General features: G+C 70.4%; 16 protein-coding genes and 1 pseudogene. 9 read left to right on the top strand and 8 right to left on the bottom strand.

The genetic code is table 11. The features are described from left to right. From GXP74_RS21345 to GXP74_RS21310, 8 genes are all read left to right on the top strand, one after another. Positions 1-918, top strand: a complete 918-nt coding sequence (locus GXP74_RS21345; RefSeq protein WP_182452799.1) for a dihydrodipicolinate synthase family protein — start codon at positions 1-3, stop codon at positions 916-918. Beyond that, a complete protein-coding gene (locus GXP74_RS21340; protein ID WP_182452800.1) occupies positions 915-1,649 on the top strand; it encodes an SDR family NAD(P)-dependent oxidoreductase in 735 nt (244 codons plus the stop codon). The genes GXP74_RS21345 and GXP74_RS21340 overlap by 4 nt, the downstream gene beginning before the upstream one ends. 219 nt (positions 1,650-1,868) lie before the next feature. Then, complete coding sequence (locus GXP74_RS21335; protein ID WP_225448056.1) at positions 1,869-2,966, top strand: site-specific integrase; 1,098 nt, start codon at positions 1,869-1,871, stop codon at positions 2,964-2,966. Then, on the top strand, positions 2,963-3,301 hold the full coding sequence (locus tag GXP74_RS21330) for a helix-turn-helix transcriptional regulator (RefSeq protein WP_182452801.1): 339 nt from the start codon (positions 2,963-2,965) through the stop codon (positions 3,299-3,301). The genes GXP74_RS21335 and GXP74_RS21330 overlap by 4 nt, the downstream gene beginning before the upstream one ends. Beyond that, positions 3,298-4,893, top strand: a complete 1,596-nt coding sequence (locus tag GXP74_RS21325) for a hypothetical protein (RefSeq protein ID WP_182452802.1) — start codon at positions 3,298-3,300, stop codon at positions 4,891-4,893. Before GXP74_RS21330 ends, GXP74_RS21325 begins: the two co-directional genes overlap by 4 nt. Before the next feature lie 42 nt (positions 4,894-4,935). Then, positions 4,936-5,379, top strand: a complete 444-nt coding sequence (locus tag GXP74_RS21320; protein WP_182452803.1) for a CPCC family cysteine-rich protein — start codon at positions 4,936-4,938, stop codon at positions 5,377-5,379. Positions 5,380-5,651: 272 nt separating this feature from the next. Then, positions 5,652-6,251, top strand: a complete 600-nt coding sequence (locus GXP74_RS21315; RefSeq protein WP_182452804.1) for a cation transporter — start codon at positions 5,652-5,654, stop codon at positions 6,249-6,251. A 225-nt stretch (positions 6,252-6,476) separates the two neighbouring features. Next, a complete protein-coding gene (locus GXP74_RS21310; RefSeq protein ID WP_182452805.1) occupies positions 6,477-6,896 on the top strand; it encodes a hypothetical protein in 420 nt (139 codons plus the stop codon). Positions 6,897-7,242: 346 nt separating this feature from the next. On the opposite strand, the gene GXP74_RS40710 is transcribed toward GXP74_RS21310, so the two are convergent. From GXP74_RS40710 to GXP74_RS21280, 7 genes and pseudogenes are all read right to left on the bottom strand, one after another. Continuing rightward, on the bottom strand, positions 7,243-7,818 hold the full coding sequence (locus GXP74_RS40710) for a hypothetical protein (RefSeq protein ID WP_225448769.1): 576 nt from the start codon (positions 7,816-7,818) through the stop codon (positions 7,243-7,245). Beyond that, a pseudogene (locus GXP74_RS42245) lies at positions 7,798-7,908 on the bottom strand (hypothetical protein); the annotation flags it as partial. The pseudogene GXP74_RS42245 and the gene GXP74_RS40710, both read right to left, overlap by 21 nt. A 121-nt stretch (positions 7,909-8,029) precedes the next feature. Continuing rightward, positions 8,030-8,938, bottom strand: a complete 909-nt coding sequence (locus tag GXP74_RS21300; RefSeq protein WP_182452806.1) for an SMP-30/gluconolactonase/LRE family protein — start codon at positions 8,936-8,938, stop codon at positions 8,030-8,032. Next, positions 8,932-9,744, bottom strand: coding sequence for an IclR family transcriptional regulator (locus GXP74_RS21295; protein WP_182452807.1), 813 nt, complete (start codon positions 9,742-9,744; stop codon positions 8,932-8,934). The genes GXP74_RS21300 and GXP74_RS21295 overlap by 7 nt, the downstream gene beginning before the upstream one ends. A 57-nt stretch (positions 9,745-9,801) precedes the next feature. Beyond that, entirely contained in the window at positions 9,802-11,112 is a 1,311-nt protein-coding gene (locus tag GXP74_RS21290; protein WP_182452808.1) for an ABC transporter substrate-binding protein, read from the bottom strand. Between the two features lie 46 nt (positions 11,113-11,158). Next, positions 11,159-12,043, bottom strand: coding sequence for a carbohydrate ABC transporter permease (locus GXP74_RS21285; RefSeq protein ID WP_182452809.1), 885 nt, complete (start codon positions 12,041-12,043; stop codon positions 11,159-11,161). A gap of 2 nt (positions 12,044-12,045) precedes the next feature. After that, positions 12,046-12,981 carry a carbohydrate ABC transporter permease gene (locus GXP74_RS21280; RefSeq protein ID WP_182452810.1) on the bottom strand — a complete coding sequence of 312 codons (936 nt, stop codon included), beginning with the start codon at positions 12,979-12,981 and terminating at the stop codon, positions 12,046-12,048. A gap of 452 nt (positions 12,982-13,433) precedes the next feature. Here GXP74_RS21280 and GXP74_RS21275 point away from each other — a divergent pair, with 452 nt between their 5' ends. Beyond that, positions 13,434-14,849, top strand: coding sequence for a family 16 glycosylhydrolase (locus tag GXP74_RS21275; RefSeq protein ID WP_225448089.1), 1,416 nt, complete (start codon positions 13,434-13,436; stop codon positions 14,847-14,849). 76 nt (positions 14,850-14,925) lie between these two features. Here GXP74_RS21275 and GXP74_RS21270 read toward each other — a convergent pair whose 3' ends face one another. Next, complete coding sequence (locus tag GXP74_RS21270; protein ID WP_182452812.1) at positions 14,926-15,750, bottom strand: IclR family transcriptional regulator; 825 nt, start codon at positions 15,748-15,750, stop codon at positions 14,926-14,928. Positions 15,751-15,859 lie beyond the last annotated feature (109 nt).

Here is a 15,859-nt window from a genome sequence, read left to right as displayed (position 1 = left end):
GTGTCGCCCAGCAGCGCACCCACCGGCCTGATCCCGATCCTCGCCACACCGTTCACCGCCTCCGGCGAACTCGACGTCCCCTCACTGCGCTCCCTGGTCGAGTTCCAGCTCGCCGCCGGGGTCGACGGCCTCGCGGTCTTCGGCATGGCGAGCGAGGGCTTCGCGCTGACCACCCAGGAGCGGAGCGTCATCCTGCGCGAGGTCCGACTCGTCGCGGGCAGCGGCCTGCCGCTGGTCGCCGGGGTCAACGGCACCGGCACCGCGGTCGCCATCGAGCAGGCCCGCCAGGCCGCGGCGGGCGGAGCGGACCACCTGATGGTGCTGCCGCCCTTCTTCGTCAAACCCGGCCGACAGCAGGTCATCGACTTCTTCGGCGAGGTCGCGGCGGCCACCGACGCCGGCGTGATGATCCAGGACGCCCCCGGCGTCACCGGCGTCACCATCGACGTGGCCGCGATCGCCACCCTGGCCGGGGCACCCGGCATCACCTCGGTCAAGGTCGAGGCCCCGCCCACCCCGCTCAAGGTGGCCGCGGTGACCGCGGCCGTGCCCGACGGCCTCACCGTCCTCGGCGGCCAGAACGCCCTGTCCCTGATCGAGGAGTACGACCACGGCAGTGTCGGCACGATGCCGGCCTGCGAGTTCAGCGACCTGCTGCGGCCGGTCCTGGACGACCTGGCGGCCGGGCGCCGGGCCCGGGCCCGGGCGGCCTTCGCCCGGCTGCTGCCGCTGATCCACATCGGCATGCGCCCCGGGCAGGCCTGGGCGGTCCACAAGGAGGTCCTGTGCCGACGCGGGATCATCGCCTCGGGCACCACCCGGCTCCCGGCGCAGCAGTCCGACCCGTTGACCTCCCGGGCACTGGCGGAGATCTTGGACGACATCCAGCTGCCCGCCTGGCGGAAGGAACGCGTGTGAGCCGCTCAGTCCTCCTGATCGGAAGCTCCTCCCCGATCGGCCGGGCGATCGCCGAGGCCTTCGCCCGGACCGGCGACCGGGTCGTCGGGGTCTGCCTCGACGACAGCACCGACCCCGCCCTGACCGAGAACCTCCCACTGGACGTCAGCACCCCGCAGGGGGCCGACGAGGCGGTCCGCCGCACCGTCGAACGACTCGGCGGCCTGGACGTCCTGGTCCTGGCCGCCGCCGTGATGGCCCCGGCGGCGGCCCACCGGGCGGCCCCCGACGACTGGTACCGGGCCATCGACAACACCCTGCACGCCGCGTTCTTCCCCGCCCGCGCGGCCCTGCCGCTGCTGCCGCCCGGCGGCAGCATCGTCGCGGTCAGCTCCGTCAACGCCACCTTGGCCGCACCGTGGCTGCCCGGCTACTCCGCGGCCAAGGCCGCGGTGGAGGGCCTGGTGCGGCAGCTCGCCCTGGACTACGGCGGGCGCGGGATCCGGGTCAACGCGGTCGCCCCGGGCATGATCGGCAACGCCGACCTGCCCCAGGTCACCGAGGGCTACCCGCTGGGCCGGGTCGGCCGCCCCGCCGACGTCGCCGAAGCCGTGCTCTACCTGGCCGCGGCCGACTTCGTCACCGGGGCCGTGCTCCCGGTCGACGGGGGACTGTCCATCGCCTCGCCCGCCGCCTTCCTGCGCCCCGACCTGCGGGAGCGACTGCGGCACACCCAGGCGGCCCGGGACTGACCCCGGCGCGGCGACGGACCGCGGGGCGGCAGGGGACCCCCGCCGCCCCGCCGCCCCAACGCCGCAGCTGTGCGACATCCCGTGAGTTCCCATGAGGGCTGGAGGATGTCCAGCCCGCTGGCCAGGGGGTTCTGATGTCCTTTCGGCCCGAGCGACCCGGTGAGGTAGCTTCAGGATTCATGAAGTAACCTCAGTCTTCACGATGGTTCCACTTTCCTCGTGAAGCTGAGGAGGCTCGGGTTGGCGCTGGCCGCTGTACGGGATCTGCGTGAGCTCCGGGCGCCGGCCTCGGCTGAGGATCTGGAAGCGTTCGAGACCGACGTGCTCGCGGGCTTCGTGCTGGCGCGGGCGTCGGCAGGGCTGACCGACAGCACTATCCAGGGCGACGTCTGCCACCTGGACCAGATGCGGACGTGGTTCGGCCGTCCGCTGTGGGACATGGAGCCGACCGACGCCGACGCGTACTTCGGGCGGGTGCTGCGGGGCTCGCCCAGCGGCACCCGCCTGGCCCGCTCACAGGCGCTGAGCACGTACTTCACGTTCCTGGAGCTGCGGCACAAGGTCGAGATCCACCAGCTGACCGGCCGTATGGTCGAGTGCCCGATCGACGAGATGAACCGCCCGCGCGGCGCGAAGGACGCCCGGCTGCGGATACCGCCGAGCGAGCCGGAGATGGCGCATCTCTTCACCGGCTGGGGCGGCGACCTGGCGACCTGCCGCAAGTTCGGCCCGACCGCCAGGAACTACACCGCCTCCAAGCTGATGTCGCAGGTCGGGCTGCGGGTGAGCGAGGCGTGCAAGCTCGACTTGGACGACATCAAGTGGGATCTGGGCCGATTCGGCAAGCTCCACGTCCGCTACGGGAAGGGTGCCCGCGGTTCGGGGCCGCGCGAACGGATGGTGCCGCTGATCAACGGTGCCGACCGGACGCTTCGGTGGTTCATCGAGGACGTCTGGGGCCAGTTTGACGACGACCACACCCGCCCCGGTGCCCCGCTGTTCCCCAGCGAGCGCAAGAACGCCGACGGCTCCTCACGCCGGGTAGGCGACGACGCCCTGCGCAAGGGACTGGACGACGCCGTGATGCTCCATCTGCCCCTCTGGGGCGAGAAATTGACGCCGCACGTCCTGCGGCACTACTGCGCGTCCGAGCTCTACAACGGCGGCCTGGACCTGGTGGCAATTCAGGAGGTACTAGGACATTCCTGGATCGCCACCACGATGCGCTACATCCACGTCCAGCAGACCAGGGTCGAGGACGCCTGGATCGCCGGACAACAGCGGGCCGCCAAGCGGCTGGAAGGACTCCTGGGATGAAGTGGAACCTGCGGCTGACCGCCGCCAACAAGGGCATCTGGAAAGCATCCGAGCTGCAGCGGAGCCTGGCCGAGCACGGCCTGGTGATCTCCGCCGGGAAGATGTCCGGATTGTGGTCCGGCCAGCCGATCTCACTCAAGCTGGAGGACCTGGACATCATCTGCGTCGTCCTGGGCTGCGAGATCGGCGACCTGCTGACACCCGAGCCCGAGAAGGTCGTCCGCCCCGGACAGCAGGAGAACCTGCGCGCGGCAGCCGCGGCAGCCGCGGCGGCCGTCTCGCCGGCGGCCGTGGTGCCCAAGCGGCGCGACGGCCGTTCGCTGCCGCCGGCATGAGTAGGTATCCCCGGGGCTACCGCACGCCCACCGGTTCCTGCGAGGGCTGTCTGGCCTGGGGCGAGTTCAGCGGCCGTCTCTGCCCGGCCTGCTACATGTTCAGCCGCACCCGCACGGCCGCCGCCTGCATCGGGTGCGAGCGGCAGCAGCCGCTGAAGTGGTACTACTGCCGCCTGTGCTGGTGCCAGGCCCGCCTCAGCGCCAAGACCGCATCGGGCCAGCCGGCGGCCCAGGCGCTGATCCGGGACCGGCTTGCCGACGTCGGTCACCACCAGCTGTTCTTCATGGGCCTGCACTACCGCAGGGGCTCGGCACCCGACGTTCCACGCCGCGGCGGCCCGCGGGGATCGCTTCCCAAGCCGCCGCCCGCACCGGCCCGGCGGCCGGCCCCTCGCTGGAGCCAGCCGCCGCTGTTCGGGCAGATGGCGCGGGACTACCGTCGTCTCGACCCCGCCGACAGCGACCTGGCCAGTCCCTGGCTGGCCTGGGCGAAGTACCTCGCCCACCAGCTCGCCGAGGCCCGGGGCTGGGGACGAAACATAGGCTTCGCCGTCAACCGCGGCCTGGCCCTCGTGCTCACCGGCTATGTCGACGGCGACGTCATCAGGCACAGCGAGATCTTCGAACCGCTCCGCGCCCTTGACCTGGGTGTCGGGCACGTCGTGACGGTCCTGCAGGAGATGGGGATCTTCCTGGACGACAGCGAGCCGTCCTTCGAGGGCTGGCTCGCCGAACGCCTGGACGGCCTGGCCCCCGGAATCCGTTCAGAGGCCGAACGGTGGACCCGTACCTTGCGCGACGGCGGCCCCCGCAGTCTCCCGCGCCGGGAGGGAACCGTCTGGCTCTACCTCAACCGGGTCCGCCCAGCCCTGGTGGACTGGTCCGAACACTACGACCACCTGCGGGAAGTGACTCGCGACGACGTGCTCGCCCACGTTAAGACGCTGCATGGCCGCCAGCGCCACGACCAGCTCGTCGCCCTGCGGTCGCTGTTCGCGTGGGCCAAACGGTCCGGCCTGGTCTTCCGCAACCCGACCAGCCGAATCAAGGTCGGCCGCTACGAGTCCGGAGTCCTCCAACCCCTGGCCGCCGACCAGATCGACCGCGCCGTCGCCGCAGCCACCACCCCGGCCACCCGACTCATCCTCGCCCTCGCCGCCGTCCATGCCGCCCGCGTCGCCCAGATCGCCACCCTCACGCTCGACGACACCGACCCCGGCAACCGCCGGGTGATCATCGCCGGCCGCGTCCGCCCTCTCGACGACCTCACCCTCACCCTGCTGCTGGACTGGCTCGACCACCGCAGGAAGCGGTGGCCCAACACCGCCAACCTCCACCTGCTGATCAACCAGCAGACCGCGACGGGCACCGCCCGCGCCAGCAACCACTGGATCAGCGCGGCCATGCGAGGACAGGACGCGACCCTCGAAAGACTCCGCGTCGACCGGCAGCTCGAAGAAGCACTCGTCCAGGGTCCCGACCCGCTCCACCTCGCCGAAGTATTCGGCCTCCACGAGACCACCGCCATGCGCTATGCCGACTCCGCACGGGCGCTCCTGGAGCAGGCGGCCGAGCAGCAGTTCCAACCGTGAAACCCGCTCGACCGGACGGCAGCATGAAGCGATCATTTGCAAGTGCCCCCAACCGAAGACGCAGCCAGTACACCGCAGGACAACACCGCCCATGCTGACCGGACGACTCCATGCTTCCCCTGCCCATGCTGCGGGCACTTGGTCCTGGAGTCATTCGGCTCCTGGGACATCTGCCCGATCTGCTTCTGGGAAGACGACCTGACCCAGATGCGATGGCCGACCATGCCGAGCGGGGCCAACAGCACCTCGCTGGTCCAGGCCCAACGGAACTACCGCGCCTTCGGAGCCTGCGACGAAAACGGCAGACAGCACTGCCGACAACCCCGGCTCGATGAGTTCATCGACCCCCAGTGGCGCCCGATCGACCTGCTACGCGACTCGTTCGAGCACGGGAACGCGCCTGAACCCTGGCCTGACGACTACTCCGTGTTGTGCTGGTGGCTTCCCACCTTCTGGCGCAGGGACGTTCCTCTGCCCAAGCTTTGAGACGCACTGCCAGGTCACTCCGCTCCCGCCACACTGGCCCCCGCACCACCGACTCCAGATCCGTTCCCCTGGGTTCGGTGTAAACCGGAGTTTGCGCCTGCGGTGAGCACAGCATCCGACCCGTGGGTCCCCGCTGAAGTTCCCTCAGTTTTGCTGAACTCACGGGCCTCGCCGGGGTCGAGGAACATTCGAGCAGCCATTGGCGGTAGCGAAGGTTCCGCTTCTGTGGCCCTCCGCTGTGGTTGATCGTGTGGGCCTGGGAGGCTTCCGGGGTGAACACCTCGAACGAGACCAGCCGTGCCTCCTTGCTCCGCCGGGGCTTCGCCCTGGAGTACGCCACGCTGGCCTGGAACGTGGTCGGCATCGTGGTGCTGGCCGTGGCCGCGATTGCCGCCCGCTCGGTGGCGCTGGCCGGCTTCGGCCTGGACTCGCTGATCGAGATCGGCGCCTCGACTGTGGTGATCTGGGAGCTGTCGGGGACCGGTGAGGATCGGCAGCGCCGGGCCCTTCGGCTGATCGGCGGGGCGTTCGCGCTGCTGGCCGTGTACCTCGCGGTGCAGTCCACCGTGGTGCTGGCCGTCGGCTTCCACCCGCGCCACTCGCCGCTGGGCATTGTGTGGACCGCGGTCACCGCGGCGGTGATGTTCGCCCTGGCTGCGGGCAAGGCCCGCACAGGTGCTGCACTGGAGAACGCGGTGCTGAAGACCGAGGGCAAGGTCACCTTCATCGACGGCGTGCTGGCCGCCGCCGTCCTGCTCGGTCTGGTGCTCAACTCCCTGTTCGGCCTCTGGTGGGCAGACCCGCTCGTCGGGTACGTGGTGCTGTTCTACGCCGTCCGCGAGGCCCGCGAGATCTTCTCCGGCCACCACTGACCCCGCCGGCCCGCCGCCGATCCCGCCCGCGAGTCGACTCAGCCTGTTCTGCGCCATCGAAGGTTGAGCGCGTGCCATCGAACCTTGACCGACGCTCGCCTGTGTATGCCGGGACGCGATAGTCGTCACCTGGCCGGGATTGCCGTCACCGATCCGCGGCAGCACCGTATCGGTCGCGCCGGGAACCCGTCCGCTCGCTGGCGCCTGGAGTGCTTAGATGACCAGGTGGGGATCTTCGACGAGTATCTGGCGGACTGGGAGTTCGGCGAGCGCTGGCGGCCGATCGGCGAGCGGCTGGCCGCGCTGGCGGCACAGTGGCCGCTGCCGAGCCTGCCAGCCGACGACAAATTCACGATCTATGGCGGCCCGGGTCAAAGCGACGGCGACGACGACGGCGTGCTCATCTGGGTTGACCTGCCGTCATTGGAGAAGCCGGGATGGGTCGGCGTGACCCTCGGCGCTCAGATCGACGGCTCCGGCCTACGATGCGGTTCGGTCTGCAGTAGTACCCTCAGTCATTTTCTCGCACCCGTGGAACGCGCTGACTACCGGCTCGATGCCGCGGCCCACGGCCTTGCGCAGCTCACCGATGAGGCCGTGGCGTGGTTCGGACGCAAGCAAGCCGAGTGGCTGGCCAACGCGTAGGCGGCAGTCGGGTGCCGACAAGCTCGGCAATTCCTCGTTGGTGCCAGCAATCTTGGCCAGCCGGTGACAGCTGTCTTGTCCCGTCCGCCCCGAACGCCCAGGTCGCTGTTCCCTGCTGGTGTCACGTATCACGTCCCGGCACACTGTGTCATCGAAGGTTGGTCACGCTGGTCAGGGCCGGCCTCTTCAAGGCCAGCCGGCTGCGTGCTTCGGGATCTGGCATTGACGGTCTGAACGGGCCCCACTTTTCCGGTTCCAGGTGGCCCCGTGTGGTCGTGCAGAGAGCCAGTGTTCCGGCTTGAGGCGGCCCCGGGTTCCGGTTTCGCGCGGCCCCAGCCGATCCTGGTCAACCGAGAGTCAGGAGTCGGCCTCTGAGTCGCGCGCCCATTCCTCGCGAGGCCGCAGCTTCGCCAGGATCTGTTGGGCTTCGCTGCGGACCCCGGCGTCGGGGTCCGTTGCCAGCTCTCGGTACTGCTCGATCAGCCGGTCCGCGGACATAGCGCAGGCCGATGGTGTCTTTGCGTTCGAGCAATGCCTCGGCTGTTTCCTGGATGACCCAGGTGTCCTGGGCGTCCAGGACAAGACGGTGGATGACGTCCGCCACTTCCTCGATCTTGTCCGAACCCGCGAGCTGCCGCCCAGCCGCCCCGCGGACAGACCATGCCGATGAGTCCGCATCCTGAATCGCGGTGCTCAGTTCTTGATCGTCGAGGAGCGCCATGCCCCCAGCCTGCCACGGAATGTGTCGACGCCCGGGAGATTGTCGCTTGCCGTCCAGCAGCCGCGCGCGGGGGTCCGACCAGCGCTGCGAGGGAGAGGCGAACACGTCCCGGTTGTTCAGCGCCTTGAACAGGTGGTCCAGCACGCACACCAGGTGCCGCCGCAGCCAGGCCACCGCATGGCGGAACTGCCGCGCCCACACCTGCTCGTCGTACAGGTGGTAGCCGTAGGCGTCGCGGATCTCCCAGGAGTGCTCGTACGGCGTCTTCTCCCGCTCGGTGTACCGCTTGATGACCGAGACGTCCCCGCGCCGCCGTGCTACCAGCCCGGGTGGCCCTGGCTCCCCAGAAGCGGAACCTTCGCTACCGTCAATGGCTGCTCGAATGCTCCTCGACCCCGAACGCCGCAGCGCCTCACGGCCGCAGGAGCGCCCGCGGCGCTGCGGGGCCGCCGGACCCGACGTCCACCGCGTAGGTCCAGCCGGAGCCCGGTTCCCCGGGCACCGAAGCCGTGGTCACCACCAGCCGGGAGCCGACCAGCGCGCACGCCGCCGGACGCGAGCAGGGCAGCTCGATCCGCCGCAGCAGTTCCCCCCGCGGACCCAGCCGCACGACGCAGCCGCCGTCCCACAGCGCGACCCACAGGCAGCCCGCGCCGTCGACGGCGATCCCGTCCGGCACCCCGTCCGGGACCGCCAGCGGCGGCCCGGCCGCCGCCAGCGGCCCGCGGGCACCGGTACGCAGCCGGTGGATCAGCCGCAGGCCGCTGTCGACCACGTAGGTCGTCGCCCCGTCCGGGCTCCAGCCGATGCCGTTGGCCGCCAGCATCCCCTCCAGCAGCACCCGGCTGCCCGCGCGCCCGCCGTCGCCGGGGTGCCCGGGCCGCAGCAGGTGCAGCCGGCCCCACGGCCCCAGCGGGCGCCGGACACCCATCGAGCCGATCCAGAACCGGCCCCGCGGGTCCACCGCGCCGTCGTTGAGGCAGCTGTGCTCCGGGTCCGGCTCCAACTCGGCCAGTACGGCCGGATCGCGGTCCGGGTGCCAGTGCACCACCGTCCCGCCGACCGCCAGCAGCCAGCCGTCCCCGCCCCTGACCCGGACCGCGCAGCTGACCTGCCGCGGGAACTCGGCCAGCAGCACCGGCCGCCCGATCCAGGCGTCCAGCGGGGCGCCGGGGCGCACCGGCGCCAGCCACAGCTGTCCGGCGACCAGGTCCACCCAGCTCAGCGTCCCGGAGGCGGCGTCGTAACGCGGGCCCTCCCCGAGCAGCGCCCGCGGCAGCGGGGCGCGCACCGGCCGGGCGGGCGCTGCGGCGGCTACCACGTCAGCGGCGCCCGCGGCCGCGGGGCCCGGGTGACCGAGAAGCCGAGCGCGGCCGACAGCTCGTCGGCCGCCTCGATCACCATCAGCGCCAACTCCTGCCGACGTACCGGCAGGTCGAGCTCCGACAGCGGGCCGTTGAGCGAGAGCGCGGCCCCCACCTCGCCGCTGCGCCCGCGGATCGGGGCGGCCAGACAGGCCCGGCCGAACGCCAGTTCCTCGACCTCGGTGGCGTAGCCGCGGCTGCGGACCTCGGCCAGTGCCGCCTCCATGCGGTCCGGATCGGTGATGGTGTGCGGGGTGTAGGCGTGGCCCAGGCCCTTGGCGTAGTAGGCCCGGAGGTACTGCGGGCCCAGCTCGGCGAGGATGGCCTTGCCCATGCCGGTCACGTGCAGCGGGGCGGTGCGCCCGGCCATGGTGAACGACTTGGGGGACTTCGCGCCCTCGAAGTTGCACAGGTAGAAGAGCTGGTCGTCGCGGAACTCGGCGAGGTTCACGCCGAGTCCGGTCGCGTGGGCCAGGTTCTGTGCGATCTGCCGGGCGCCGCGGAAGAGGAACGAGCTGTTGAGCGCGACCGAGCCGAGCGTCACGGCGGTGGGCCCCAGCCGGTACAGGCCGGTGCGGGTGTCCTGCGTGACGAAGCCCAGCCGTTCCAGCGAGGAGATCATCCGCGAGACCGTGGACTGGCCGAGCCCCGTGCGCGCGGACAGCTCCGAGGTCCGCAGCTCGCTGTGCTCGTCGGAGAAGCAGACCAGCAGCGACATGGCGCGCTCGACCGCCTGGGTACCGGCGCTGGACTCGGTTGCCATGATCCTCCATTCGGTTTCGGTGGTCGGTTCGCGCCGCGGCGGGTTGCCGGGCGCGGCTCAGCTGTTCTGGGCGAGGATGCCCTGGACGGTCTTGCGCAGGGCGTTGAGGCCGCTCTGGACGCCGCTCTGACCGGCCAGGATGCCGGCGACGCCCTGGCCTATGGCGGTGTCGATCTCGGCCGAACTGGCCAGCGCGTCCCAGGCGGAGGCCCGGGAGTGGTCGGCGACGGCGGTGCGGAAGGCGCTCTGGAAGGCGTCCTTGTTCAGCCCCGGGACCTGGGCGGCGACCTTCGCGTCGGCGGGGGCCAGCGAGGACTCCTGGTACAGGGCGGTGGCCGCGGAGACGTTGGTGGCGACGTAGTTGATGAAGTCCTTGCTGGTCTGCTCGCCCTCACCGGCGCTGCAGAACAGCCCGCTGCCCCAGAAGCGGTTGGCGGACGGGACGGTGCGGTAGGCGGGTCGCCGCAGCGGCCGGATCGCGGCCTGCAGGGCGGCGCTGCCGCCGTTGGTCCGCACGAAGCTGTCCGCCAGCGGCGCGTCGTCGTACATGGCGGTCTGGCCCTGGGCGAACAGGATCCGGGCGTCGCTGCGGTTGACCCCGGCCTTGGTCAGCCCGGCGTCCTGCAGGCCCTTGTACCAGGTGATCGCCGCGACGCTGGGCGCGTCGCCGATGGTGCACCGCAGGCTGTCGGTGACCACCGGGCTGCCCCAGCCCCACATCCAGTGGACGGCGTCCTTCAGGTCGGGGTTCTCGGTGACCGCCGCGTAGGGGATCACCTTGGGGTCCTGCTTCTTGATCTTCTCCAGGGCGGTGGCGAAGTCCTCGACGGTCATGCTGTCGCTCAGGCCGACCTCGTCGGCGATCCGGCCGTCGCAGACCAGGCCGATGCCGGAGGCGTTGATCGGGATGAAGTACAGCTTGCCGTTGATCCGGAAGGAGTCGACGGAGGTGCCGGGCAGGTCCATGGTGGCGGCCAGGTCGGAGACGTCGGCGAGGATGCCGGTGGGGACCAGCACCTGCCACGGTCCCTGGCCGACGCCGTCGAAGTCGCCGGTCTTGGCCGCCAGCGCGAGCTGGGTCGATGCCTGGTCGTAGGGGAAGACCACCGGCTTGATCTTCTTGCCGGTCTGCCGCTGCCAGCCGTCGATGACGGCCTGCCAGGCGGCCTTCTGCGCGTCCTCGCCCAGGGCGTTGCCGTAGAAGTTGATGGACTCGGTGTCGGTCGCGGCGCCCTTGGCCGAGCCGCCGGGGGCGGAGGTCGCGCACCCGGCGAGGCTGAGCGCGCCGAGGGTGCCGAGGACGCCGAAGCCCGCGAGCAGGCCTCTGCGGGAGACGGCGCGGCCGGTCAGTGGGGTGGTGCCAGTCATATCAGCTCCTGGGGAGTGAGGGTGAGGGTGGGGGAGTGGGGAGGGGTCAGCCCTTGACCGCACCGGCGGCGAGGCCGGAGACGAAGTAGCGCTGGAGGAGCACGAAGATCACTGCCAGCGGCAGCGAGGTCAGCACCGAGGCGGCCATCAGGCCGGGCCAGTCGGCGGCGCCGTCGTGGATGAAGGCCGTGGTCATGCCGACGGTCAGGGTCTGCTTGTCCGGACCGGCGATGGTGAGCGCGAACAGCAGGTCGCTCCAGGCGCGCATGAAGGCGAACATCGCGGTGGTGATCAGGCCCGGCACGATCAGCGGGAAGACGATCCGGAACAGGATGGCCGTGTTGGAGAGCCCGTCCATCTTCGCGGCTTCCAGGATCTCGTCCGGCAGCGCGTCGATGATGCCCTTGAGCAGGAAGACCGACAGCGGCAGCGTGAACGTGGTGAAGGCCAGGATCACGGCCGTGTAGGTGTAGAGCAGCCCCGCGGAGTTGAACATGAGGTAGAGCGTGACCAGGAGCAGCGCCCCCGGCACCAACTGCCCGACCAGGAACATGACCATGAGCGTGTTGCGGCCGCGGTAGCGGAACTTCGACAGCGAGTAGGCCATCAGCCCGGACACCACGACCGATATCAGCGCGGTTCCGGCCGAGACCACGACCGAGTTGCCGAGGTCCTTCAGCAGCGTCGAATTGTCGAAGAACTCACGGAAGTTGGCCAGCGTCGGGTCCAGCGGCAGGTAGGGCCGGTCGACCGAGAAGACGTCCTGGCGGGGCGTGAAGGCGGTGGCGACCAGCCAGTACACCGGCAGCAGCCCGAACAGCGCCAGCACCGTCAGGCCGGTCTTCCCGGCGAGCCTGAGGGAGGGGTTGGTGATCCCCTCGCCGACGTCGCGCGACCGCCGCCGGGTCCGGGTGAACGTGAGCAGGGCCATGGTCACGACTCCAGCTTCTTGTTGAGCACGAAGTACGCCCCGCACACGACGGACAGCACGCCCAGCCACAGCACTCCCATGGCGGCGGCCCTGCCGAGGTCGAAGTCGGTGAACGCGTACTGGTAGAGGGTGACCGCGAGGGTCATGGTCGAGGTGCCGGGGCCGCCGCCGGTCATCACGAAGATCATGTCGAACGAGCCGAAGTTGTAGATGAACTCAAGCGTCGAGATGAGCGCCACCGGACCGAGCAGGTGCGGCAGCGACACGTGCCGGAACCGCTGGCGGCGGGTGGCCCCGTCGAGGGCGGCGGCCTCCAACTGCTCGCGCGGCAGGGTCTGCAGGACGGCCAGGACCACCACCATCACCCAGGGAAAGGAGTTCCAGGTCTTGGCGATGACCACGGCCGCCATCGCCGTCGAGGGCCGGCCGAGGAAGTTCACCTGCGGCAGGTGCAGCTGCGACAGGACGTGGTTGACCACCCCGTAGCTGTCGTTGAAGATCCACGCCCACAGGAAGGACACCACCACGCCCGGCAGCAGCCACGGCAGCATCAGCACGCCGCGCAGCACGGTGCGCCCGCGCAGCCGGGCGTTGAGCAGCACCGCCAGCGCCACCCCGATCAGCAGCGGGCACACCGTCGACAGCACGGAGAACTCCAGCGTGGTGCCCAGCCGGTCGAGGAAGTCGGGCCACACCGCCGCGTAGTTCCCCAGCCCGGCGAAGGTCCGCCCCGGGTAGATCAGGGACTGGTGGTAGAGACTGGTGCCGAAGCTGGCCACCAGCGGATAGACGGCCACGACGAGGAAGAGCGCGACGGCGGGCGCCGCGAGCATGAACCCGAAGGTGCGGTCCCGCGCCCCCAGCGTCCCGCGCCGCCGCTGGGGACGGACGGTGCGGGGCGCGGTCCGCGCGGGTGTGGGTTCGGTGGTGACCGACATATGAACTCCTCACACTGTGATGACATGGAACCATATCGCGGATGTCATATCTAGTAAATGGATGACATCTCCATGCCACTCCCGGTCATGTCCATGCCCCGGCGTCGTCCGGGGGCATGGAACGCCAGGTCAGGACCCGGATGGTGAGCCCGCTCCGGCCGCGGTCGACGAACTCCCCAGCGGTGGACGGCCGTCCGGCTCGCCCACACTAGGCCCAGTCGTACGCCCTGAACAGCACATACGTGTGATCGCGGCGCGGATGACGCGGAGATTGCCGGAGAATTTCCGCATGCCTCTTGCGATGGGTGGATGCGCAAGCCACTATATGGGCCACATCGGCCACCCCCGAAAGGCAGTCACAGATGCAGCCACAGACGCCGTCACCCGGAACCAGACCCGCGCCGCGCCCGCTCCGCAGGCTCCTCACCGCACTGGTCGGCCTCATGGCGATCATGAGCCTGCTCAGCGTCGCCGGTCCCGGCGTCACCGCCGCCCAGGCGGACCCGCCCACCGACTCCTACCCCCCGGCCGGCTACTCGCCGGTGTTCGTGGACAACTTCGACGGCCCGTCGCTGGACACCAGCGTCTGGAACTACCGGCAGACCTCCCAGTCCAACGACTCCAACGTCACCGTCTCCGGCGGCGAACTGCACGTCAACATGGAGCGGGTGAGCACCTCGACCGGCCTGGACGGCTACCGCGGCGGGGGCATCTCCAGCAAGCAGTACTACGGCTACGGCTACTACGAGGTCCGCGCCTTCGTCCCCAGCGGCCTGCCCGGCTGGCACCCCGCCTTCTGGACCCAGATCTGGGACGGCGGCCAGGCCCAGGCCGCCTTCGACAACACCGACTTCACCGAACTCGACGTCTTCGAGAACCAGCCGACCACCGTGGGCGGCGTCAAGACCACCTACCTGGACGGCGGCGACCTGACCTGGGACGCCGACCCGCAGGGCAGCGACGTGGAACTGTCGCACTCCGCCCGGGTCAAGTGGCAGCCCACGGCCGCCGGCACCAACCCGCTCGGCGGCTGGCACACCTTCGGCCTGCTCTACACCGCCTCCTCGCTCACCTACTACCTCGACGGCCTACAGGTCGGCAACCCGCTGCCCAACACCTCACTGCCCAACAGCCCGATGACCCTGTGGCTGACCGCCATCCCGACCAACGCCGCCGACCTCGACAGCACCCAGCCGGTCGGCCACAGCTACGGCACCTTCGACGTGGACTGGGTCGCCTACTACGCCCCCGGCGGCACCACCCCGGCGACCACCCCGACCGCCTCCTCGCTGCCCGCCGACAGCCCCAGCGTCACCCCGGACCTCGGCGACAACGCCGACGAATGGGTCACCAACGGCGTCGGCCGGTGGGCGGTCACCACCAGCGGCGGCACGCAGAGCTACGGCGTCTCCTCGACCAGCGGTGACGCGGTCTCCTCCTACGGCCTGGGCCCGACCGCCAACAACCTTCCCTACGTGCCCAACTGGAGCAACGGCAGCGTCGAGGCCACGGTCACCCTCGACTCCACCGGCGACGGAGCGGGCCTGCTCGCCCGCTACCAGAACGACGAGAACTACTACTACCTGGAACTGAACCCCACCACCCAGCAGGTCTCCCTGGTCAAGAAGCTCGACCCGACCGGCACCGGCGCCACCGTGACCACCCTCGCCCAGGCCCCCCTGGCGATCACCACCGGCACCCCCTACGACCTCACCCTGGTGACCGACGACGACACCGTCACCGGCTACGTCAACGGCACCCGGGTACTGTCCGCCACCGACACCTCCTTCATGATCGGCAGCATCGGCGTCAAGGGCTACAACCAGGCCTTCGGCGTCTCCGGCCTCCAGGTCGACGCACTCGGCTGAAGGCCGACGCACTCGGCTGACCCCTCCCCGGCGGGCGGGCGCGGCGGGAGACCCCCGCCGCGCCCGCCCGCGCCCGCTAGCCGAACCGGTGCGCCGAGGGCCCCATGAAACCGAGGCTGATCGAGATCTGGTCGGCGGTCTCGATGACCTTGTCGGCCAGCGCGCCCTGCCGGTTGTCCAGATCCAGCGCCGACAGCGAGCCGGAGACCGACAGCGCGGCGGTCACCGCCCCGGACCGGTCGCGCACCGGCGCCGCCACACACGCCCGGCCGAACGCCAACTCCTCGACCTCGGTGGCATAGCCGCTCGCCCGCACCTGCTCCAACTCCTGCAGCAGCCGGTCCAGCGAGACCACCGTCCGCGGCGTGTACGCCGGATAGCTGTCACCCACCGCCTCGCGCACCTGCTCCGGGGACAGCCCCGACAGCAGCGCCTTGCCCATCCCGGTCGCGTGCAGCGGCGCGGTCCGACCGGTGAGCGTGAAGTTCCGCGGCGCCAGCGGCCCCTCGAAATGGCACAGGTAGAACATCTCGCTGCCATGGCGCTCGGCGACGTTGACACCCAGCTCCACCTCATGGGCCAGGTTCTGCGCCACCTGCCGCGCCGCCCGGTGCACCGGCGACTGGTTCAGGGCCACCCCGGCCAGGGTCACCACCTTCGGGCCGATCCGGTGCAGGCCGCTGCGCGGGTCCCGGAACAGGTAGCCGAACGACTCCAAGGTGGCGACCAGCCGCGAGACCGTCGACTGCCCCAGGCCGCTGAGCTCGACCAGTTCCGCGATCCGGCGCTCCGGCTGCTCCTCGGAGAAGTACTCCAGCAGGGAGAGCGCCCGCTCCACACTCTGCGTACCGGACATCGAACCGCTGGTGGCCGCGGTGCCGGTGCGCGACGAGTGCGCCATCACGAATCCCCTCAGTGAAAGTAAGGAACCTTATCTAGATAGTGGATGCTACATCGCCGCGCGCTCCGGGCAGTACCGATGCGTAGGGTTCCGGCCCGGCACCGCCGCC

Origin of the sequence: Streptacidiphilus sp. P02-A3a (genome assembly GCF_014084105.1) — a bacterium.
GTDB lineage: Bacteria > Actinomycetota > Actinomycetes > Streptomycetales > Streptomycetaceae > Streptacidiphilus.
This window is presented reverse-complemented; position numbering and strand designations above follow the sequence as displayed.